This is a genomic window from Amycolatopsis sp. NPDC031561 (assembly GCF_055580625.1).
In genome coordinates, this window is the sequence record NZ_JBVILA010000027.1 from 38,109 (window position 1) to 59,036 (window position 20,928).

Consider the following 20,928-nt stretch of genomic DNA (forward strand, 5'->3'; position numbering starts at 1 on the left):
GGTCCGAAGGATGGACATCACCCGCAGGACGGTGCTCGGCGGAGCGCTGGCGGGCGTGGCGGCGGCCGGGTTCGCGCCGTCCGCCTCGGCCGCGGAGAACGACTTCGCGCTCGGCGGCCTCGACTGGTCCGGATTCCTCGGTGCGGCGGACCTGGTTTGGCGCGGAATACCGAAGACCTGGTACGAAGGCCCCTTCCTCGGCAACGGTTTCCTCGGCTCGGGCATCTACGCCGAGCCGGGCCGGAACGCCATCCGGTTCAACGTCCAGCACAGCGAAGTACAGGATCATCGGCCCGAGTTCGGCTCCCTGTTCGGCCTCGCCCGGTTACCGATCGGGCATTTCACCCTCGAACCGGTCGGCGCCATCACCGGGATCGACTGGCGGATGGACCTGTGGAACGCCGAACTCAGGGGCACGATCACCACGGCCGCGGGCGGCCTTTCGCTGCGGGCGATCGTCCACACCGGACAGTCGATGCTGGCCGTCGAGATCGAGCCGACCGAGGGGGAACGCGGCTTCCAGTGGGTCTTCCATCCGGCCGAGGCGGTGAGCCCGAGAGCGGATCCGAAGTTCGGGAAGCCGCCGCCCGCCGGATACGTCGCCAACCCGCCCGCGACACTGGAAACCAGCGGTGACATCAGGCTTTCCGTGCAAAGCCTGCTGGCGGGCGGCGAGTACGTGACGGCCTGGCGCGAAATCGATCGGGGATCGAAGCGCACGCTGTACACGTCGGTGGCGTGGTCGTACCCGAAGAAGACGGCCGCACGAGAGGCACTGAAGACGGTCCGGCGGGCCGAGTCGTTCGACACCCTCACGATCGAGCACCGCCGCTGGTGGCACGACTACTACCGGCACGGCTTCCTGTCCGTTCCGGACACCCGGCTCCAGAGCTTCTACTGGATCCAGCTGTACAAGATCGCTTCGGCGGCGCGAAAAGAAGCCCCGGTCATGGCGACCTGCGGACCGTGGCTCGAACCGACCCCGTGGCCCGCGACGTGGTGGAACCTCAACGTCCAGTTGGAGTACTGGCTCATCCACGGCTCGAACCATCTCGAACTGGACGCCGTCAGTCACGCGCTCGGCAAATACCGCGCGAACCTGACGGGCCAGGTCGCCGAGCCGTACCGGCACGATTCCGCGGGCATCCCGCGCACGACCGACATGAACCTGCTCAACGGCGTGGCCGGGACGAACTCCGGCTTCCCGGTCGGCATACCCGGCGAGGAGACGCCGACGCCGGAGGTCGGCAACCTCACCTGGGCACTGCACAACGTCTGGCTGTCCTATCGGCACACGATGGACCGGCGCCTCCTGCGGGACACGCTGTTCCCCTTGCTGCGCAAGGCGATCAACTACTACCTCCACTTCCTCGCCCCCGGCCCGGACGGGAAGCTGCACCTGCCCGCGACGTTCTCCCCGGAGTACGGCGTCAACGCCCCCGACTGCAACTACGACCTCGCGCTCATCCGCTGGGGCTGCAAAACCCTCCTGGAGTCGGCGGCGGAACTGCGGATCGAAGACCCGCTCACGCGGCGGTGGCGGGAGGTCCTGGCCACGCTGGTCCCGTATCCGGCCGACGCCGACGGCTACATGATCGGCGCCGGGGTGCCGTTCGCGAAGTCACATCGGCACTACTCGCATCTGCTGCAGGTGTACCCGCTGTACGAGATCACCTGGGAGCGGCCGGAGCACCGGCGGATCATCGAGACCTCGTTCGACCATTGGGTGGGCTTCGAGGGCGCGTTGCAGGGCTACACGTTCACGGGTGCCGCGTCGATGTCGGCGCAGATGCTGCGCGGCGACAAGGCGGAGTTCTACCTCGGGGAACTGCAGCGGCGCTACATCCAGCCGAACACGATGTACAAGGAGTCCGGGCCGGTCATCGAGACGCCGCTTTCGGCCGCGCAGTCGTTGCACGACATGCTCGTGCAGAGCTGGGGCGGCGTCATCCGGCTCTTCCCGGCCGTCCCCGCGAAGTGGGCGGACGCCGCGCTGCGCGACTTCCGGACGGAAGGCGCGTTCCTGCTCAGCGCCTCGCGGCAGAGCGGGAAGACGCGCTGGGTCAAGGTCACCAGCGAGGCGGGGTCGCCGTGTGTGCTGCGGACGGACCTGGACGGAGAGCTGACCGTCCGCGACCGGTGGGGGCGGCCGAAACGCTGGCGGCGGCTGCCGAACGGGGACGTCCGGATCGACCTGCGGCGCGGCGAAGAGGCCGTCGTGCACCGCAAGGGTGACAGGCCCGATCTCGAGATCCGGCCCGTCCCGGCGAACGGGGACGTCGCACGGTGGGGGATGCCGTGACTTCGCCGGGCTGATCCGTGAGAGTGTTCCTGCACTTCCTCCACCGGATGACAGGAGCACAGATGTCCCAGCCGCCGCAGCAGCCATACCAGCAGCCGGGCTGGTACGGCGCACCGCAACAGCCACCCCAGCCGCCTCCGTCGAACAAGACGGCGCTCTGGATCGGGCTCGGTGTGCTGGGACTGGTCGTGGTGGTCGCCGTCGTGGCGATCACCGGTTTCGTGGCGCCGGGGTTCTTCCTGTCGGACTCGAAGGGCAAGAGCGCGGTCGCGTCGTCGTCCTCGTCGCAGGCGCCGACGTCGAGTGCCGAGGACACGCCGGCACAGAGCCCGGCCGGCCGGACCGAGCTACCGAAACGCACGACACCGCTGGCGGATCCGACGGACTGCGCGTACCCGGCGGACACCACCAAAGAGCCGTCGAAGAAGGTCAATCCGCCCGCGGCGGGCCCGACACCGGCGTCCGGCACGACCGCGGTCACGGTCAAGACGACCGCGGGCGACATCGGGCTGACCCTGGACCGCGCGCTCGCGCCGTGCACCGTGGCGAACTTCCTTTCGCTGGCGCAGCAGGGTTACTACGACGGCCACTCGTGTCACCGGCTCGGCACCTCGGGGTTGCAGATGCTCCAGTGCGGTGACCCGGAAGGCACCGGGATGGGCGGGCCGGGATACACCATCCCCGACGAGATCTTCCCGCAGCTCAAGTACGGCCGCGGGATCCTCGCCATGGCGAAGACCCAGAATCCGGACTCGGGCGGCAGCCAGTTCTTCATGGTCTTCGGTGAAGCGGAACTGCCGCCGGAGTACACCGTGTTCGGGAGCATCTCGGACGCGGGACTGCGGACGCTGGACAAGGTCGCGAACGGTGGCGTGGACGAGGCGAAGGGGTCCGGTGACGGGACGGGGCCGCCGCGGGTCCCGGTGACGTTCCAGTCGGTCGCGGTCGGCTGAGGCGGCGGAAAAGAACAAGACTGTTTCTCCCGGTCGTCGCCGTGCACGCTCGATGGCACTGATCATCGAACTGGGAGGGGACGCGTGACCGGCAATGGCGTCGACCGTGAGATCGACAGGGAACAGGACTACGTGGCGGCCCTGTACGCCCGCCTGGACGTCCTGCGCGAGGAGGCGGCCGGGAGGCTGGCGGCGGCACGGCGGCCTGGGGGAGATCAGGAGGCGGTGAGTGTCTGGCAGGCGGAGGCGGCCCGGCTGGACGCGGTGGAGCAAGGATTGTGCTTCGGGCGGCTGGACACGCACGACGGCAGGCGCGTCTACATCGGCAGGCTGGGCCTGTTCCGGGACGAGGACGAGGAACCCTTGCTGGTGGACTGGCGGGTCCCGGTGGCCCGCGCGTTCTACACCGCGACGGCGACCGCTCCCGGCGGGGTCCGGCGGCGGCGGCGCATCACCACGCGAGGCCGGACCGTCGTCGCGCTGGACGACGAGTTGCTGGACCCGGACGGTGCCTGCGACGACGGCCTGGTCGGTGAGGCGGCGTTGCTGGCGGCCGTGACCGTGGAGCGGACCGGGCGGATGCACGACATCGTCACCACCCTGCAGGCCGAACAGGATCGGATCATCCGGCACGAGTCCGGTGGGGTGCTGGTGGTCCAGGGCGGTCCCGGCACGGGGAAGACGGCCGTCGCGTTGCATCGGGTCGCGTACCTGCTCTACACCCGTCCGCAGCTGCGCACCCGCGGTGTCCTGGTGGTGGGTCCCAGCCGGATCTTCCTCGACTACATCGGCCAGGTCCTGCCGGGTCTCGGCGAGAACAGCGTGGTGACCGCGACCATCGCCGACCTGAGGCCGGACGTCGAGGTCGGCCGGGTGGATCCGCCCGGGATCGTCGCGCTCAAGGGCGAGGCGGCGATGGCCGGACGGCTGGCGGCGGCGGTGCGGTCGCGGGTCCGGACACCGGAGCACCCGGTCGACGTCGAGTTCGAGCAGCAGGTGCTGCGGCTCGACCCGCACGACTGCGAGCGGGCCGTGCGGAGAGCCGCGCGGGCCGGGCTTCCGCATAACCAGGCCAAGCTGGTCTTCGAGCGGGAGATCGTGGAGGTGCTCACGCGGCGCCTGATCGAGGGATTGGAGGCGGTCGTGCTCACCGAAACGGGTGAGGCGATCGACGGTGGCAGCCCGGACGGCCGGCTCGGCGAGGCGGACCTGCGTGCGCTCGCCGCCGCGGGGGTCGTGATCGACCACGACGACGGGCCGCGGACCCTGTTGGACGAGACCGACCGGACCGGCCTGCGGGACTCGATGCTCGCCGACACCGGAGTCCGGGCCGTACTCGACGACCTGTGGCCGTCGCTGACCCCGGAGCGCGTGGTGTCGGACCTCCTCGGCGACCGCGCTGAGGGCTGGAGTGCCGCGGATGTCCCGTTGCTGGACGAAGCCGCCGCCTTGATCGGCCCCCGCGCCGCCCCCGCGACGTTCGGGCACGTGGTCGTCGACGAGGCACAGGAACTGTCCGAAATGGACTGGCGGATGCTGATGCGCCGGTGCCCCACCGGATCGATGACCATCGTCGGGGATCTCGCCCAGACCGGGAGCCCGGCGGGCACCTCGTCGTGGGACCGCGTGCTGCGGCCACACGTGCGGGACCGGTGGCGGCTCGCCCGGCTCACGGTCAACTACCGCACCCCGGCGGAGATCATGGCCGCCACCGCGGAGCTGCTCGCCACCCACCATCCCGGTACGCCACCGCCCCGGTCGGTCCGCTCGGCCGGTGAAACACCGTGGCGGGCCGGAACTTCCCGCGACGGCCTGATCGCGACCGTCGCCGACCGCGCCACGGCGCACACCGACGGCCAGCTCGGGATCATCGCCCCGAGCGCCCTCACCGAGCCCCTGGCCGCCGCGTTGTCCCTCACCACCTCACCCGATTTGACCGGCAAGGTCGTCCTGCTCACCCCCGATCAGGCCAAGGGCTTGGAGTTCGACTCGGTCCTGATCGCCGACCCGGCCGGAATCCTCGGCACCGCGCCGCATGGTCACAACGACCTCTACGTCGCCATGACCAGGGCCACCCGTCGGTTGGGCGTGGTGCACCCCGGCCCGCCACCGGCCGAACTGTCCGCGCTGCGAGAACTCCGCTCCGGCTGGTCGTGATCGCTCAGAGCGGGTTGTAGGCGCCCAGCGGAGCGGTGCAGAACGGCCCGCCGACGTACTCCGCCGCCGCTCCGGTCGGCGCCGGCCTGTCCGCCAGCTGGTCGGCGTAGGTCTCGGCGTTGTCGAGCGACTTGTAGCCCAGTTCCTCGGCTTCGGCCAGCGAGTAGATCCGGCGCGTGTTGTCGGAGACGCCCCAGATCAGCCGGTAGCCGGGGGAGGGGTAGCTCAGGCAGGCCTCGAACAGGCGGGCGCCGTCGTCGGGGGAGAGCCAGGTCGTCAGGCCGCGCGGGCCGAGGACGAGCGGGTCTTCGAAGCACGAACCGATGCGGATGACGATGACGTCCATGCCGAACCGTGAGTGGTACAGGCTGCCGAGCGATTCGATGGCCGCCTTGCTGACGCCGTAGTAGGTGTCCGGCCGGGGGGTGGAGTCGGCGGGGAGACCGTTTTCGCCCGCTTCGTCGTTGCGGCGGAAGCCGACGGAGTGGTTGCTGGAGGCCAGGATCACGCGCGGTACACCGGCCGCCCGCGCGGCTTCGAGGACGGTGTGGGTGCCGTTGATGTTGACGTCGAGTGTGGCTTCCCACGAGTTCTCGCGGCTGTGCCCGCCCAGGTGGATCAGCGCGTCGACGCCCGCGCACGCCTTCGCCATCGCCTCCGGGTCGGTCACCGACGCGGTGATCAGCTCGACGTCCTCGCCGCCCGCGGCTTCGGGCTGCGCGGCCAGGTCGAGCAGCCGCAGCACCCGGCCGGAGCGGCGCAGCCGCGGCCGCATCAGGGTGCCGACGATGCCCGCCGAGCCGGTGATCAGGACGCGCTGGTCTGCCATGGGAACCCCTTGTCGGTAAAGGAAGGACGGGAAAGATCAGCGGATGCCGGCGCGGCGCAGTTGCTGGCCGAGTTCCGCGGTGATTTCGGCGAGGAGCTCGCCGACGCGCTGGGCGTCGGCGTCGGTGACTTCGGTGACCGGCATGGAGCAGCTGATCGCGTCCGTACCGGGGATGCGGTACGGGATCACGGCCGCGACGCACCGGACGCCGAGGCTGCCTTCCTCGATTTCCGCCGCGTAGCCGCGTTCGCGGGTCTTCGCGCATTCGGCGTGCAGGGCTTCGGCCGAGGTGATCGTGTTCGGGGTCAGCGCGGACAGCTCCCCGGTCAGGAGTTCGCTGATCTCGTCGTGCGTCAGTTCGGCGAGCAGGGCCTTCCCCAGCGCGGTGGCGTGGGTGGGCAGGGTGCGGCCGACGCGTGACACGAGATGCGTCGAGTGCCGTGACTCGCGCGTCTCCAGGTAGACGACGTCGGTGCCCTCGCGGCGCGCGAAATGCGCGGTGAACCCGGTCTTCTCCCGGATCCGCTCCAGCGCCTCGGTCGCGTACGGGACGACCGGGTCGCGGTCGAGGTAGGCCGTGCCGCAGATCAGCGCGCGGACGCCGAGGCGGTAGCGGGCGGTGTTGGTGTCCACCTCCAGCCAGCCGGCTTCGAGCAGGGTGCGGAGCAGGCCGTGGAGGCTGGACCTGGGGAAACCGGTGCGCGCGTGAAGATCCGACAGGGAAAGCCAGACGTCGTTCGCGGCGAAGGTCTCGATCAGGTCGATCGCCCGGCGCGCGGATTTGACCCCGGCGGGCTCCGGCGCGGCCGCCGCACCGTTCGACACCGTGACGGCGGCTTCCTGCTGGGGCATCCGCGCTCCTCCATCCGGCCGTTGACTTGTGACTCCGGCCATATTAGCGTCCCGAACAGCGTTCTTATAGATGAACATAATCACTATAACAGACTCCGTTCATGAATGTGAACAGTCGACCGCCGACGGCTGGAGTGCACGACATGGACGCGGAAAGGAGTCAGCGGTGCATTTGCTGGACTGGATCATGGTGTCCGCGTATTTCGTGCTGATGGTGGTGATCGGCCTGTGGTCGCACAGCCGGGTCAACACGGTCAGTGACTTCTTCACCGCCGGCGGGAAGATGCCGTGGTGGCTGGCCGGTATCTCCCACCACATGTCCGGCTACAGCGCGGTTCTCTTCGTCGCGTACGCGGGCGTCGCCTACACGGACGGCATCACCGTCTACTTCTGGGGCATGGCCAGTATCGGTATCGGCGTCGGCATCGGCAGCTGGCTGTTCGCCTCGCGGTGGAACCGCCTGCGCTCGAAGCTCGGTGTCGCCTCACCGCTCGAGTACCTGGCGAAGCGCTTCAACGTGCCCACCCAGCAGGCCCTGGCCTGGAGCGGCAGCCTCCTGAAGATCTTCGACATCGCGGCCAAGTGGTTCGCGGTCGCGACGATCCTCAACGTCTTCGCGGGCGTGCCCTACACCTGGGGCATCATCATCACCGGCTCGATCACGCTGATCTACTGCACCGTCGGCGGGCTCTGGGCCGACGCGCTCACCGACTTCGGCCAGTTCGTCATCCAGGCCATCGCGGCGATCGTGATGCTGTGGGTCGTGCTGGACAAGCTCGGCGGCGTCTCCGGGCTGTGGACCGTGTGGGGCGACCTCCCGCCCGCCCACCTGAACCCGACCACGTCGAAGTTCACCACCGTGGTGTTGCTCGTCTACGTGCTGGTGAAGACGCTCGAGTACAACGGCGGTATGTGGAACCTGGCGCAGCGCTACATGGCCGCGCCGAACACTTACGAAGCCCGTCGCGGCGCGCGGCTCTCTTCGATCCTGTACCTGGTGTGGCCGCTGGTGATGATGTTCCCGATGTTCGCCGCCCCGTTGCTGATCCCGAACATCTCGAACCCCAACAACGCCTACGCGATCATGACCACGACGTTCCTCCCGCCGGGTCTGGTCGGGCTGGTGCTGGCCGGGATCTTCTCGCACACCATGGCGATGGTCTCCTCCGACGCCAACGCGATCTCCGCGGTCATCACCCGCGACATGATGCCGGTGCTGTGGAAGAAGGCCCGCAGCTTCACCGACTCCCAAGGGCTGCTCGCCGCGCGGATCTCGACGGTGGTCTTCGTCGTGCTCACCATGGCGGTGGCCACACAGGCCGAGAAACTCGGTGGTGTGCTGGGTATCGTGGTGCTCTGGGTCGCGGCGCTGATGGGCCCGATCTCGGTACCGCTGCTGCTGGGCATGCTCCCCGCGTTCCGCCGGTCGGGTTCCCGCGCGGCGCTGATCTCCTGGGCGGGCGGTCTGCTCGCCTACGCGATCGCTTACTACGGCTACAACGCCACCCTCGCGGTCACCGTGTCCACCCCGATCCTGGTCTCGCTGGCGCTGTTCATCGGGCTCGGCTACCTCATGCCCGAGCGCAAGGCCACCACCGACGAGATCATCGACACGATCGACCGTGACGACGACCTCACACCCAGCAAGTCGCAGGACGGCACCACCGTGCCCGCCTGACCGGGCCCGTACCCGGGACCAACCACAAAGAACGAAAGAGAAACCATGGCACAGCCCAAGATCGAACTCGACGGCCTACTGGCGTTCCCCCTGACCCCCTTCACCGAGGGCTTGGAACTCAACCTCGACGCGTTCGCGGAAAACGTCGAGAGCCACGTGGCCGCCGGAGCCGGCGCGCTGTTCGTCGCCTGCGGTACGGGCGAATTCAGCTCGCTGTCCCCGGACGAGCACGCAGCGATCCTGCGTAAGGCTCGTGAGGTCGTTTCGGGGCGCATACCCGTGTGGGTCGGGGCGGGCGGCGGTGCGGCATCGGCTCGTGCCGGGATCGCGGCGGCGGAGGCGGGCGGCGCGGACGGCGTCCTCCTCCTGCCGCCGTACCTGGTGACCGGCCCGCCTTCCGGGCTGGTCGACCACGTGCGGTACGCCGTCGGCGATTCCTCGATCCCGGTGATCGTGTACCACCGTTCCACCGGTGTGTTCACCCCGAACTCCGCCGTGGAACTGCTCGACATCCCGTCGGTGGTCGGCCTCAAGGACGGCTTCGGCGACGTCGAGCTGATGAGCCGGATCATCACCACGATCCGCTCGGTCGGCACCGACCGCGCCCGGGAGTTCCTGTTCTTCAACGGTCTTCCCACCGCCGAGGTCTCCGCGCGCGCCTACGCGGCGATCGGCGTGGCGCGGTACTCCTCGGCCGTGCACTGCTTCGCCCCCGAGATCGCGGCCCGTTTCCACCGCGCGCTCGCGGAGAACGACGACGCCGTCATGGAGGCGTTGCTCGCCGGGTTCTATCTCCCGCTGGTGGCGCTGCGGGACGAGGGACAGGGCTTCGCCGTGTCACTGGTCAAGGCCGCCGCGCGGTTGCGCGGTGACAAGGCAGGCTCGGTCCGGCCGCCGCTGGTCGAGCCCACCGCGGACCAGATCGCGCGGCTGGAGAAGATCGTCGACGACGGATTCGCCGTCCTCAAGTCCGTCGGGACCGGTGCCTGAAGATGAAGGTTCTCGACGTCGTCCTGACCCCGGTCGCCTTCGCCGACCCGCCGTTGCTCAACGCGATGGGCGTGCACGAGCCCTTCGCGCTGCGCGGTGTCGTCCAGCTGATCTGCGAAGACGGCGTGGTCGGCCTCGGCGAGTCCTACGGTGACCTCGCGTTCCTCGAACAGGTCCGGAAAGTGCTGCCGGAACTCAAGGGACAGGACGTGTTCGACCTGCCCGGCCTGCGCCGGAAGGTCGCCACCACCCTCGGCGAGGTCGTCTTCGCCGACGCTCACGGGCTCACCGGCGGATTCTCCGTCAGCAAGACGGTCGCCAGCGTGTACTCGCTGTTCGAGGTCGCCGCGCTCGACGCGCAGGGCCACTACCTCGGCAGGCCGGTGGTGGACCTGCTCGGCGGCAAGGCGCGCGACAAGGTCGACTTCTCCGCCTACCTGTTCTACAAGTTCGGTGCCCACATCGGCGCCGAAGAGGACTCGTGGGGCGAGGTGACCACGCCGGAGGCGCTCGTCGGCGAGGCGCGGCGCATGGTCGACGAGTACGGCTTCCACTCCATCAAGCTCAAGGGCGGCGCCTTCGACCCGGACCAGGAGATGGACGGCATCCGCGCGCTCGCCGAGGCGTTCCCGGACCACCCGCTCCGCATCGACCCGAACGCGGCTTGGACTCCTGAGACCGGGATCCGGGTCGCCGAGGAACTCGACGGTGTCCTGGAGTACCTCGAGGACCCGACACCGGGCATCGAGGGCATGGCGCGGGTCGCGGAGCGGGCGAACATGCCGCTGGCCACGAACATGTGCGTCGTGCGCTTCGCGGACATCGAGCCCGCCTTCCGGCAGCGAGCGGTCGGCGTAATACTTTCGGACCATCATTACTGGGGTGGCCTGCGGGACACACAAGCCCTCTCGACCACGGCGGAATGCTTCGGCGTGGGGCTTTCCATGCATTCGAACAGTCATCTCGGGATCAGTCTGGCCGCTATGGTGCACGTGGCCGCGGCGACGCCGCACCTGACCTACGCCTGCGACACCCACTGGCCGTGGAAGACGGCCGACGTCATCGCCCCGGGTGCGCTGGAGTTCGCCGACGGTGCGGTCGCGGTGCCCGACAAGCCGGGGCTCGGGGTCGAACTCGACCCCGACGCGCTGGCACGGGCCCATGAAGACTATGTCCGAAGTGGACAGACCAAACGGGATGACGTGACCTATATGCGGAAGTTCGTCGGAGACTTCGAACCGAACACGGCGCGGTGGTGACGGGGTGAAGGTCACCGGATACGCCTACCCCTGGGACGTCGTCGACGATCCCGGGTTCGTCGAGCGCGTACGGGAACTCGGCGTCGACGAGGTCGCCGTCGCGGTGTCGTACCACAGCGCCCGCGCGGCGACGCCCTGGTCGCCGGAGCGCACCTCGGTCGTCGCGCGCCACGCGGCGCTGTACCGGCCGGTGCGCGACGAGGCATGGGGTGAGCTGAAGCCCGCCGAACCGGACTGGGTGGAGAGCCGCGACAGCGCGGGCGACGCCGTCCGGTTGCTGAACGAGGCGGGGATCCCGGCCGCGGCGTGGCTCGTGCTGACGCACAACTCGCAGCTGGGCACGGAATTCCCCGATTTCACCGTGCGCAACTGCTTCGGCGAGCGGTATCCGTGGGCGCTGTGCCCCGGGCAGCAGGAGGTCCGCGAGTACGCGGCGAACGTGGTCGCCGAGAGTCTCGCGGGGCTCGACTTCGCCTCGGTCATCCTGGAGGCGTGCGGTCCGCTCGGTGCCATCCACCAGCATCAGCACGAGAAGACCGACGGGGTCTGGTCGCCGGCCGTCGCGCGGCTGCTGTCGGTCTGCTGCTGCGACTCCTGCCTGGAATCCTGGGCGGCGGCGGGCAAGGAGCCGGCGAAGGCGCTGGGCAAGCTGCGTGCCGAGGTCCGGCGGCTGATCGACTCCGGTGATCTCCGCGCCACCGAGGACAAGATCATGCCCACCCTGCGGCAGGTCCTGCTCGAAACCCGGCAGAAGGCGACGGATGCGCTCCGCCGTGAAGTGCTCGCGAAGATCCCGTCCGGGCCCAGGATCGTGCTGCACGGCGCGATGGACCCGTGGGTCACCGGAGCGCTGCCGGGGCTGACGCCGTCGGTCCCCGAAGACGTCGACGCGGTGGTCCTGCAGAACTGGGTACCCGGGCACGCCAGCCGGGAGTCCGTCGCGACGGCGCGGGCGAAACTGCCGCGCAAGGTCGCCGTCGGCAGCTACATCACCGCGGTGGCGGCGAGCCCGGTGCCCGACATCGAGGCCTACACCACCGAACTCGGCAAGGCAGGCGCCACCGAACTGCACCTGTACCACCTCGGCCTCGCCGGCCCGGGGCGCTGGGCGGATCTCATCGCCGCCGTCAGCGCCGCGCAAGAACTCTAGGAGAAGCAAGAAATCATGAGCCAGGCAACCGATCCCGCCACGCTCGAACAGATCCTCGCGGCCGCCGCCGCGGCGGCAGGCACGGCGGCGGCCGCGACCCCAGCACAGCGAGCGGGCTGGCTGAACGCGGCCGCGGACGCCCTCGACGCGGCCGCCGACGAGCTGATCGCGCTGGCGAACCAGGAGACACACCTCCCGGCCTCCCCGCGACTGCAGGGCGAGCTGAAGCGCACGACGTTCCAGCTGCGCCTGTTCGGCGAGGTGCTGGCCGACGGCTCGTTCCTCGGCGCCACGGTCGACCACGCGGACGCCGCGTGGCCGATGGGGCCGAGGCCGGACATCCGGCGGCTGCTCACCCCGATCGGACCGGTGCTGGTGTTCGCCGCCAGCAACTTCCCGTTCGCGTTCAGCGTCGCGGGCGGCGACACCGCGTCGGCGCTGGCCGCCGGTTGCCCGGTCGTGCTCAAGGCGCACTCCGGGCATCCGGAGCTGTCGGCCCGCACCGGCGAGGTCCTGCGAGAGGCGCTGGTCAAGGCCGGTGCGCCGGAGGGAATCTTCGCGGTCGTCTACGGCCAGCAGAACGGTGTGGCCGCGCTGAAGGACCCGCGGATCCAGGCGGCGTCCTTCACCGGTTCGGTGCCGGGCGGGCGCGCGCTGTTCGACATCGCGACCTCGCGGCCGTCGCCGATCCCGTTCTACGGCGAACTCGGCAGCGTCAACCCCGTCGTCGTGACTCAGACCGCGATCGACACGCGCGGCGAGGCGATCGCCAAGGCGTACGCGGGTTCGTTCACCCTCGGCGCCGGGCAGTTCTGCACCAAGCCGGGACTGCTGTTCCTCCCGGAGGGGCACGGGCTCGAAGACACGCTGCGCGAGGCCGTCGCGACGATCCCCGCGCAGCCGATGCTCAACGAGCGCATCGCGGCAGGCTTCGCGGACGGACTGGCGAAGCTGAGCGAGGTCGCGGGAGTCGAGGTGCTGTCCGAGTCCGGTGGCGCGGAAGGGATTTCGCACGGCGCGACCCTGCTCGCCACCACGGCCAAAGACTTCCTGGCCGACGCCGACACGGTCCGCGAGGAATGCTTCGGGCCCGCGTCGCTGATCGTCACCTACGCCGATCAGGACGAGCTGATCAGCCTGCTCGGCGTGATGGAACCCGGGCTCACCGCGACCATCCAGGCCGAAGAGTCCGATGTGGACTGGATCCGCCCGGTGCTCCCGTCGCTGACCCGCGTCGCGGGCCGCCTGCTGTGGAACGACTGGCCGACCGGTGTCACGGTCACCTGGGCACAGGAACACGGTGGTCCCTACCCGGCGACCACCGCGCCGACCAGCACCTCGGTCGGCACCGCCGCGATCGAGCGGTTCCTGCGCCCGATCGCGTGGCAGGGCTTCCCCGACGCGCTGCTGCCGGAACCGTTGCAGGAGAACAACCCGTGGGACCTGCCCCGCAGGACCGACGGGAAACGCTAGAAACCTCGTGAGTGGTAAGGACGGTTAGAACCGTCCTTACCACTCACGAGTCCCAACATCCGCCGCCGCCCCTAGTTGCCGTCTTTCGACCCCTTGGGAGGCACTGTCATGCCCGGATTCGGTTATGTCGACCGGAGAACCGCGTTGCGTGGAGGCGCGGCAGCGGCCGCCTCGGTCGCGCTCACGACCGCTCTCGCCGGCCCTTCGGCGGCGCAGGCCGCGTCTTCGGGGCCGGTGGGCACGTCGTCCATCGTGACCGGCTACCGCGAACTGCAGACCGGGATCAACCGGCCGTCGGCGGAACGGGCCGCCGCGCTGGCGAACCTGGACAGGGTCGCGAAGTCCTACTACGACAGCATGACACCCGGTGGCGGTCCACTGTGGAAGGATCTCCCGCTCGGGCCGGGCAGCGAGTTCACGACGTCGATGTACGCGCGGCTTCGCGCGATCGCGGTCAACTGGGGCACCCCCGGCGGTGCGCTGGCGAGCGATCCGGCCGTGCTCGGCCGGATCAAGGCGGCGCTGGAACTGTTGTACACCAGCGATCAGTACAGCGAGAAGACCGCCGAGATCGGCAACTGGTACACCTACGAGATCGGCATCCCGCTCTACCTGCTGCACATCCTCGCGACGGTCGCCGACGAGCTGACCCAGGACGAGCTCGCCAAGTATCTGAAGCCGGTGCTGAAGTTCTCCGGCAACCCGAACCTCCGCACGAACAACCCGAGTGTCGTCGAGACCGGCGCCAACCGTGCGGACAAGTCGACGATCGCCATCGTCTCCGGCGCGATGCTGGGTGACTCCGAACGGATCAAGCGCGGCGTCGGGGCGTTCACCGACGTCGAAGGCGGGGGAACGGCGAGTGTCATCGCCAAACTCCACCGCGCGGCGGGCGACGGCTTCCACACCGACGGTTCCTTCATCCAGCACGATTCGGTGCCCTATCCCGGGCACTACGGGATCGTGCTTCTCACCGCCGTCGCGTCCGCCATCCACGTCACCAAGGGCACCGAGTTCGAACTGGCCGCCGACGTGCGCGAGGCGGCGTACGCGCTGGTCTCCGACACGTTCGCCCCGTTCGTCTACGCGGGCGCGCTGATGGAGTCGGTCCGCGGCCGGTTCCTTTCCCGGCAAGGGGAATCCGCGCACGACATCGGACATCAGCTCACCGGCGCGGTCGTGCTGCTGGCGCGGTCGGCGAGCGGGAAGCGCAAGGAAGAACTCGGCGGGCTCGCCGCGAAGTGGATCACCGAGGACACTTTCGCGCCCTACCTCAAAATCCCCGACCCCGAGCGGTTCGCGCCGGGCCCGGACCTCGTCGGCATCCCCGGCATCGAATTCGCACAGGAGTTGCTGGCGACCAAGATCCGGCCGACGCGGACGGTCGCGACGCACCGCGTGTTCGGCCAGCAGGACCGGATGGTGCACGTCACCGAAGGCTGGTCGGCTTCGCTCGGTGTCGCTTCGACACGGATCTCGCGGTACGAGTCGGTCAACTCGATGAACCTGCACGGCTGGTACACCGGCGACGGTTCGCTGTACCTCTTCCTGCCCAAGGCCAAGGGACACTTCACCGACGCCTACTGGCCGACCGTCGACCCCCTTCTGCTGCCGGGCACGACCACCAAGACCGGCGCGACCCCGGCCCTGGAACAGGTGCCGCTGACGAGCAAGGACCACAGCGGCGGCGTCCGCTGGGACGCGCGGCACGGCGCGCACGCGCTCGACTTCGTCTCACAGGACGGCACGCTGACCGCGAAGAAGTCGTACTTCTTCACACCGACGGGGGTGGTCTGCCTCGGCGCCGGGATCACCGACACCTCCGGTGAGCGGATCCGCACCACGATCGAGAACCGCAACCTCGGCGAGAACGGCTCGGGTGTCCTGCTGGCCGACGGCCGGTTGGTCGGCGGCTCCGAATCGTTGCGGCACAAGCGATGGCTTCACCTGGAGAAGGTCGGCGGGTACATCCTGCTCGACGACGCGGAGGTGACGGCGCTGCGTGAGGACCGGACGGGGACCTGGCGCGACGTCGACAAGGGCGCCAACACCAAGGGCACCACCGTGCCCTACACCCGGCGCTATCAGAAGCTCGTGATCGAGCACGGCGCCAAGCCTTCGGGCGCGAGTTACGCCTACGCCGTCCTGCCCACCGCGTCGGTGCTGGAGACGATCGCGACGGCCTGGGCGTGGCGTGTGCGGTCCAACACAGAGACGGTGCAGGCCGTCCGGCTGTGGGACGCGACCTTGCTGGCGAACTTCTTCGCGGCGGGTTCGGTCGACGAGGTGTCGGTGTCCGGTCCGGCGTCGGTGGCGCTGGGACGAGGGAGCAACGGCTGGCAGCTGGCCGTTTCGGATCCGACGCAGCGGCAGGACGTCATCAAGGTGACGGTGCGGCGCAAGACCGTCGAGGTGCCGGTGAAGGGCACTTTCGGCGCCACTCAGGTGGTCCGCGTTTAGTCGACTAAAGGCGAGGGCCATTTAGGTCAAGAACTGGCCTGAATGGCCCCTACGGTCACCTCATGACCGACATCGAGCAGTTCCGCATCGACATCCCGCAGTCCGATCTGGACGACCTGACCGACCGGCTGGCCCGCACCCGCTGGCCGTCGGCGCTGCCCGGTGCCGAGTGGAGCCGGGGAGTGCCGGTCTCCTACCTCAAGGAGCTGGCCGAGTACTGGCGGGACGGCTACGACTGGCGCGCGTGGGAGAAGCGGCTCAACGACTTCCCGCAGTACGTCACCGAGATCGACGGCCAGCGGGTGCACTTCCTCCACGTCCGCTCCCCGGAACCGGACGCGATCCCGCTGATCATGACGCACAGCTGGCCGAATTCGATCGCCGAATTCCTGGAGGTTCTCGGCCCGCTGACCGACCCGCGAGCTCACGGCCTCGACCCCTCACGGGCGTTCCACGTCGTCGCGCCGTCCCTGCCCGGCTTCGGTTTCTCGCCGTTCCCGGAACCGGCGGACGAGCGGCCGTGGGACATCGCGAGGGTGGCGCGGACCTGGGCCGTGCTGATGAGCCGTCTCGGCTACGAACGCTATGGCGCACACGGGAACGACGCCGGCGCGCTGGTGACGCCCTGCCTGGCGGTGCACGCGCCCGAGCACGTCATCGGTTCGCACATCACCTCCGGACTCGGCGTGCCGATGGGCGACCCGGCCGATTTCGAAGGGCTCACGGAACAGGACCAGGCCGATCTGGCGGGGCTGATGGAACGTTTCGCGGGTGGCAGCGGCTATGCGCCGTACCTGACGAACAGGCCGCAGACCTTGAGCTTCGGGTTCCTCGATTCGCCGGTCGCCCAACTGGCTTACCTGGTCGAACGGTTCAAGGAGTTCGACGGCTGGCCCGACGGCGCGGCGCCCGCCGAACCGATCGATCGCGACCTGCTGCTCACCAACGCGACGCTCTACTGGCTGACCGCGACCGGCGGCAGTTCGCTGTGGCCGTACTACGAGGGCCAGGCGGCGATGCCGATCGACCAGACCGTGGTGCCGACCGGGGTTTCGCACGGCGGGCCGTCCGCGTTGCGCAAGATCGCGGCCCGCAAGAACGACCTGGTGCGTTGGGCGGATCACGAGAGTCCCAGCCACATGGTGTCGATGGCCGTCCCGGACGACGTGGTGGCGGAGCTCCGGGAGTTCTTCGGAAATCTCCGGAAGTGATGTCGAGCGGTGGTCGTCGGCTCCGACCTCGGGACGAAGCTAGAGTCAAGCGACCCCTTGGAGGACCTGATGACCACCTCGTTCGAGACCGTGACCTCGGCCGACGGCACCCTGATCGCCTTCGAGCGCACCGGTGAGGGCACGCCGGTCGTCCTGGCAGGCGGCGCGTTCAACGACCGGATGACGGTCGCCGGCCTGGCCGCGACGCTGGCCCCGGACTTCACCGTGATCGCCTACGACCGGCGAGGGCGGGGTGACAGCGGAGCGGGCGCGGTCTACTCGGTGGAGCGCGAGGTCGAGGATCTCGCCGCGGTGATCGACCGGGTGGGCGGTTCGGCGGCGGTTTTCGGGCACTCGTCGGGAGCCGTGCTGGCGCTGGAGGCCGCCGCCCGAGGCGTCGCCATGACCAGCCTCGCCGCCTACGAGCCGCCGTACGTCGTCGACGACAGCCGTCCGAGGCCCGCGGCCGATCTCTTCGACCGCGTCCGGGCCTTGATCGCCGACGGCGACCGCGACGGCGCGGCCGAACTCTTCCTGGTCGAGGGGACGGGCACCCCGGCCGAGGTGGTCAAGGGGATGCGGGACGACCCGTTCTGGGCCTGGTTCACCGGCCTCGCCCACACGCTGCCTTACGACCTGGCGCTGTGCGGCCCCGGCAACGTCCTTCCCGCCGACAGGCTGGCCAAGATCTCCGTGCCGACGCTGGTCATGGACGGCGGGGAGAGCGACGCCTGGATGCGGGCAGGTGCCCGCGCCGTCGCCGACGCGATCCCAGGAGCGAAGCACGCCACCGTCGAGGGCCAGGACCACGGCGTCCTCCACCAGCCGGACGCGCTGCGCGGGCCGCTCATCGACTTCCTCAGGTGACGGCCTTCACCGGCTCGGGGGACAGTCCCATCGCGGCGTAGAGCTCCCGTGCGGCGCGGGCTTGCCCGAGTCCGGTCAGCGCGCGGGCTTCCTGCAGCCGGTAGCCGATCCGCCTGGCGGTTTCGAGCGCGAGGCGGTGCCGCCCGAGGGCCACCGTCACCTCGCCGAGCGCGAGGCAGGCGGTGCCCAGGCTGTTGGCCGCCATGGTCAGCAGCAGCGGATGGTTGAGCCGGGCGAGGATCGCGCACGCGCGCCCGGCCTGCTCGCGCGCTTCACGGGGCCGGTGGGCGAGCAGCAGGGCGTCGGCGTGGTCGATCCGGCTCCACGCCTCGCCGAACAGGTAGCCGAGGTCCTGCGAGGCGGTGATCGAACGCCCGGTGACCTCGAAAGCCTCCTCGAACCGGCCGAGCCGGGCGAGGACCAGGCCCAGCTGGGCCGAACTCAGGATCATGCCGCGGGGATCCGCGCGGAGCGCCACCGATCGCCGCGCGGAGGCCAGCGCGTCGTCCAAGTGGCCGAGGATCTCCTGCGCGTTGCTGAGGTTGGTCCAGAGTGTGGCGGCGGCTTCGAGATCGTCGGTCTCGTCCACGACGGCGAGGCCGTCGAGATAGAACCGGATCGCCTCGGGGTAATGGCCGAGCATGCTGTGCAGAGCGCCCGCCTTGGACAGGGTGATCGCCTCGGTCTCGCGGTCGCCGGACGCGCGGACGACGTCCAGCCGCTCCAGGGCGCAGGCCATCCCCTCGGTGAGCAGGCCGTTTTCCCAGAACGCCAGGGTGAGGCTCGCCAGGCTCAGCTGGATCGCCCGGGGGTCGCCGATCCGGCGGGCGGCGGCGATACCGGTTCGCGCCACGGCGAGCAGTTCGTCGAGGTGCCCGCTCTCCCGGAGCTGTACCGCGGTGCTCTCGGCGATCCGCCAGGCATGGTCGTCGTGGCCGGTGTCGAGGGCGTGGGCGGTCACCGCGACCAGGTTGGCCCGTTCCGTCGCGTACCAGGCGGGTCCGCCGCCTTCGCGGTAGTGATCGAGCAGCCTGTCCAGCGCCGGAGAGGATTCCTCGTCGCGCGCGGCGTTGCGGGCGTGTTCGGCTATCAGGTCGTGGAACGAGTACCGGCCCAGCGACGGTTGCCTGAGCAAGTGGGCGTCGAGCAGATCTTCCAGCAGGCGTTCGGCTTCGCGCTCGCCGGTGCCGGCCAGCGCGGCCGCGGCGGGCACGCCGATGTCGGCGCCGGGATTCCGCCCCAGCAGCCGAAACATGCGCTGTTGGGCGTCGTCGAGTTCCTGATAGGACAGTGCGAACGCCGCGGCCACGTCGCGTCCGGCGACCTTCAGCTCGGCCAGCCTGTCGTGTTCGGAGCCCAGCCTTTCGGCGAGGGTTTCCACGGTCCACTGTGGACGATTCTGCAACCGGGCGGCCGCGATCCTGATCGCCAGCGGCAGGTTCCCGCACAACGCGGCGACGCCCGAGTCCGGTCTCCCCGACGCCGCCGCGAACAGGGCGCCCGCCTGTTCGTCCGGCAGGACTTCGAGACTGATCGACGCGGCACCGTCGACGGCGGCCAGCCGCCGCCTGCCGGTGACCACGAGGGCGACCGTGGCCGAACCGGGAAGGAGCGGCCGCACTTGCTCGGCGGTCGCGGCGTTGTCGAGCACCACGAGCAGCGACCGGCCCGCCGTCCTGGTCCGCCACAGTTCGGCGCGCCGGTCCACGCCGCCGGGGAGACGGCTCGCCGGGACGTCCAGCTGCCCGAGCAGGGCTTCGAGCGCGGCCTCGGGCGCGAGTGGTTCGCGGGTGGGGGAGTGGCCGTGCAGGTCCACGAACAGTTGCCCGTCGGGGAAATCGGCGGCGAGCCGATGCGCGGCGTGGACGGCGAACGAGGTCTTCCCGACCCCGGCCATCCCGTCGACGGCGACCGGGCGGCCGAGCCGGACGGCGTCGAGGAGACGGCGGAGCTCCTCCTCCCGGCCGGTGAAATCCGGGACGTCGTAAGGAAGGAAGCAGCGGACCTTCCCGTACTCCGGCTCGTCGCGGAGGATCCGCTCGTAGAGTTCGCGTAACTTCGGGCCGGGATCGATTCCGAGTTCGTCCACCAGCCGTGACTGCGTCTGCCGGTAGACGTTCAGCGCGTCGGCCTGCCTGCCCTGCTGGTGCAGCGCGCGCATGAGCAGCCCGGCGAACGGCTCCCGGAGAGGGTGCTCGGCGACCAGCGCCGTCAATTCCGCGACGGAGTCTTCCCCGGCGGAGATGTCCTCGTCGAGGCAACGCTCCACAACGGACAGACGCCGTTCGTCGAGTTCGTCGGCTTCACCGCGTAAAGCCGTACTGTCCACACCGGACAGAGCGGGACCGTGCCAGCATCCGAGCGCCTCCCGGAACTCACCGCGTGAGACGTGCTCCTCGAACGAGCGCAGGTCGAAAGTACGCGGGCGCAGGACGAAGCCGGGCCCTTCGGCGGTCAGGATGTCTTCGGTGGCGCCTGCGGCGACGAGAGCACGCTTGAGCGCGGTGGTGAGGTTGCGGACCTGGCGGACGGCCGTCGCGGGAGGATCCTCGTCCCAGACGACGTCCACCAGTCGTGAAACCGAAACGACGCGATCGGCACCGAGCAGCAGCGCGGCCAGGATCCGCTCCTGCCGCGAACCCGCCAGTTTCAGTGGCCGTGCGCCGATCCGGCACTGCACCGGCCCCAGTATCCGGAACTCCATCGCACCCCCTCCCGCGAGGTTAACCGGCCCCGCGCCCGCGCCG

At 69.8% G+C, this 20,928-nt stretch carries 14 protein-coding genes; 11 read left to right on the plus strand and 3 right to left on the minus strand.

The annotated features are described in order from the left end of the window. The first annotated feature begins 10 nt into the window (after window positions 1-10). From ACZ5IK_RS36995 to ACZ5IK_RS37005, 3 genes are all read left to right on the plus strand, one after another. Window positions 11-2,302, plus strand: a complete 2,292-nt coding sequence (locus tag ACZ5IK_RS36995) for a glycosyl hydrolase family 95 catalytic domain-containing protein (protein ID WP_465491916.1) — start codon at window positions 11-13, stop codon at window positions 2,300-2,302. A gap of 62 nt (window positions 2,303-2,364) precedes the next feature. Beyond that, window positions 2,365-3,255, plus strand: a complete 891-nt coding sequence (locus tag ACZ5IK_RS37000; protein ID WP_465491917.1) for a peptidylprolyl isomerase — start codon at window positions 2,365-2,367, stop codon at window positions 3,253-3,255. Window positions 3,256-3,339: 84 nt separating this feature from the next. Beyond that, the gene (locus ACZ5IK_RS37005) at window positions 3,340-5,412 is read left to right on the plus strand and encodes a HelD family protein (RefSeq protein ID WP_465491918.1); all 2,073 of its coding nucleotides are present in this window, start codon (window positions 3,340-3,342) and stop codon (window positions 5,410-5,412) included. Between the two features lie 4 nt (window positions 5,413-5,416). Here the strand turns inward: ACZ5IK_RS37005 and ACZ5IK_RS37010 are convergent, their stop codons facing one another. Next, on the minus strand, window positions 5,417-6,241 hold the full coding sequence (locus tag ACZ5IK_RS37010; RefSeq protein WP_465491919.1) for an NAD-dependent epimerase/dehydratase family protein: 825 nt from the start codon (window positions 6,239-6,241) through the stop codon (window positions 5,417-5,419). 36 nt (window positions 6,242-6,277) lie between these two features. Beyond that, window positions 6,278-7,093 (minus strand): IclR family transcriptional regulator, encoded by an 816-nt coding sequence (locus tag ACZ5IK_RS37015; protein WP_410605285.1) that lies wholly within the window; start codon window positions 7,091-7,093, stop codon window positions 6,278-6,280. Window positions 7,094-7,259: 166 nt separating this feature from the next. On the opposite strand from ACZ5IK_RS37015, the gene ACZ5IK_RS37020 reads away from it, so the two are divergent. The 8 genes from ACZ5IK_RS37020 (at window position 7,260) to ACZ5IK_RS37055 (ending at window position 18,181) form a co-directional block, all read left to right on the plus strand. After that, window positions 7,260-8,771 (plus strand): sodium:solute symporter family protein, encoded by a 1,512-nt coding sequence (locus ACZ5IK_RS37020; RefSeq protein ID WP_101608713.1) that lies wholly within the window; start codon window positions 7,260-7,262, stop codon window positions 8,769-8,771. Window positions 8,772-8,816: 45 nt separating this feature from the next. Then, window positions 8,817-9,761, plus strand: coding sequence for a 5-dehydro-4-deoxyglucarate dehydratase (locus ACZ5IK_RS37025; protein WP_465491920.1), 945 nt, complete (start codon window positions 8,817-8,819; stop codon window positions 9,759-9,761). Window positions 9,762-9,763: 2 nt separating this feature from the next. Beyond that, the gene (locus ACZ5IK_RS37030) at window positions 9,764-11,020 is read left to right on the plus strand and encodes a glucarate dehydratase family protein (protein WP_465491921.1); all 1,257 of its coding nucleotides are present in this window, start codon (window positions 9,764-9,766) and stop codon (window positions 11,018-11,020) included. 4 nt (window positions 11,021-11,024) lie between these two features. Beyond that, complete coding sequence (locus tag ACZ5IK_RS37035; protein ID WP_465491922.1) at window positions 11,025-12,170, plus strand: hypothetical protein; 1,146 nt, start codon at window positions 11,025-11,027, stop codon at window positions 12,168-12,170. Window positions 12,171-12,185: 15 nt separating this feature from the next. Further along, on the plus strand, window positions 12,186-13,643 hold the full coding sequence (locus ACZ5IK_RS37040; RefSeq protein WP_465491923.1) for an aldehyde dehydrogenase (NADP(+)): 1,458 nt from the start codon (window positions 12,186-12,188) through the stop codon (window positions 13,641-13,643). 108 nt (window positions 13,644-13,751) lie between these two features. After that, entirely contained in the window at window positions 13,752-16,103 is a 2,352-nt protein-coding gene (locus ACZ5IK_RS37045) for a polysaccharide lyase 8 family protein (RefSeq protein WP_465491924.1), read from the plus strand. A gap of 62 nt (window positions 16,104-16,165) precedes the next feature. Further along, window positions 16,166-17,314 carry an epoxide hydrolase family protein gene (locus ACZ5IK_RS37050; protein WP_465491925.1) on the plus strand — a complete coding sequence of 383 codons (1,149 nt, stop codon included), beginning with the start codon at window positions 16,166-16,168 and terminating at the stop codon, window positions 17,312-17,314. Window positions 17,315-17,383: 69 nt separating this feature from the next. Then, a complete protein-coding gene (locus ACZ5IK_RS37055) occupies window positions 17,384-18,181 on the plus strand; it encodes an alpha/beta fold hydrolase (protein ID WP_465491926.1) in 798 nt (265 codons plus the stop codon). Here the strand turns inward: ACZ5IK_RS37055 and ACZ5IK_RS37060 are convergent. Next, the gene (locus ACZ5IK_RS37060) at window positions 18,174-20,885 is read right to left on the minus strand and encodes an AfsR/SARP family transcriptional regulator (RefSeq protein WP_465491927.1); all 2,712 of its coding nucleotides are present in this window, start codon (window positions 20,883-20,885) and stop codon (window positions 18,174-18,176) included. The genes ACZ5IK_RS37055 and ACZ5IK_RS37060 overlap by 8 nt on opposite strands. Window positions 20,886-20,928: the final 43 nt, after the last annotated feature.

Bases quoted from the DNA above. Each gene is read 5' to 3' on its own strand.
- ACZ5IK_RS36995 (WP_465491916.1), top strand. From the start codon at position 11: ATGGACATCACCCGCAGGACGGTGCTCGGCGGAGCGCTGGCGGGCGTG.
- ACZ5IK_RS37000 (WP_465491917.1), top strand. From the start codon at position 2,365: ATGTCCCAGCCGCCGCAGCAGCCATACCAGCAGCCGGGCTGGTACGGC.
- ACZ5IK_RS37010 (WP_465491919.1), bottom strand. From the start codon at position 6,241: ATGGCAGACCAGCGCGTCCTGATCACCGGCTCGGCGGGCATCGTCGGC.
- ACZ5IK_RS37015 (WP_410605285.1), bottom strand. From the start codon at position 7,093: ATGCCCCAGCAGGAAGCCGCCGTCACGGTGTCGAACGGTGCGGCGGCC.
- ACZ5IK_RS37025 (WP_465491920.1), top strand. From the start codon at position 8,817: ATGGCACAGCCCAAGATCGAACTCGACGGCCTACTGGCGTTCCCCCTG.
- ACZ5IK_RS37030 (WP_465491921.1), top strand. From the start codon at position 9,764: ATGAAGGTTCTCGACGTCGTCCTGACCCCGGTCGCCTTCGCCGACCCG.
- ACZ5IK_RS37040 (WP_465491923.1), top strand. From the start codon at position 12,186: ATGAGCCAGGCAACCGATCCCGCCACGCTCGAACAGATCCTCGCGGCC.
- ACZ5IK_RS37045 (WP_465491924.1), top strand. From the start codon at position 13,752: ATGCCCGGATTCGGTTATGTCGACCGGAGAACCGCGTTGCGTGGAGGC.
- ACZ5IK_RS37050 (WP_465491925.1), top strand. From the start codon at position 16,166: ATGACCGACATCGAGCAGTTCCGCATCGACATCCCGCAGTCCGATCTG.
- ACZ5IK_RS37055 (WP_465491926.1), top strand. From the start codon at position 17,384: ATGACCACCTCGTTCGAGACCGTGACCTCGGCCGACGGCACCCTGATC.
- ACZ5IK_RS37060 (WP_465491927.1), bottom strand. From the start codon at position 20,885: ATGGAGTTCCGGATACTGGGGCCGGTGCAGTGCCGGATCGGCGCACGG.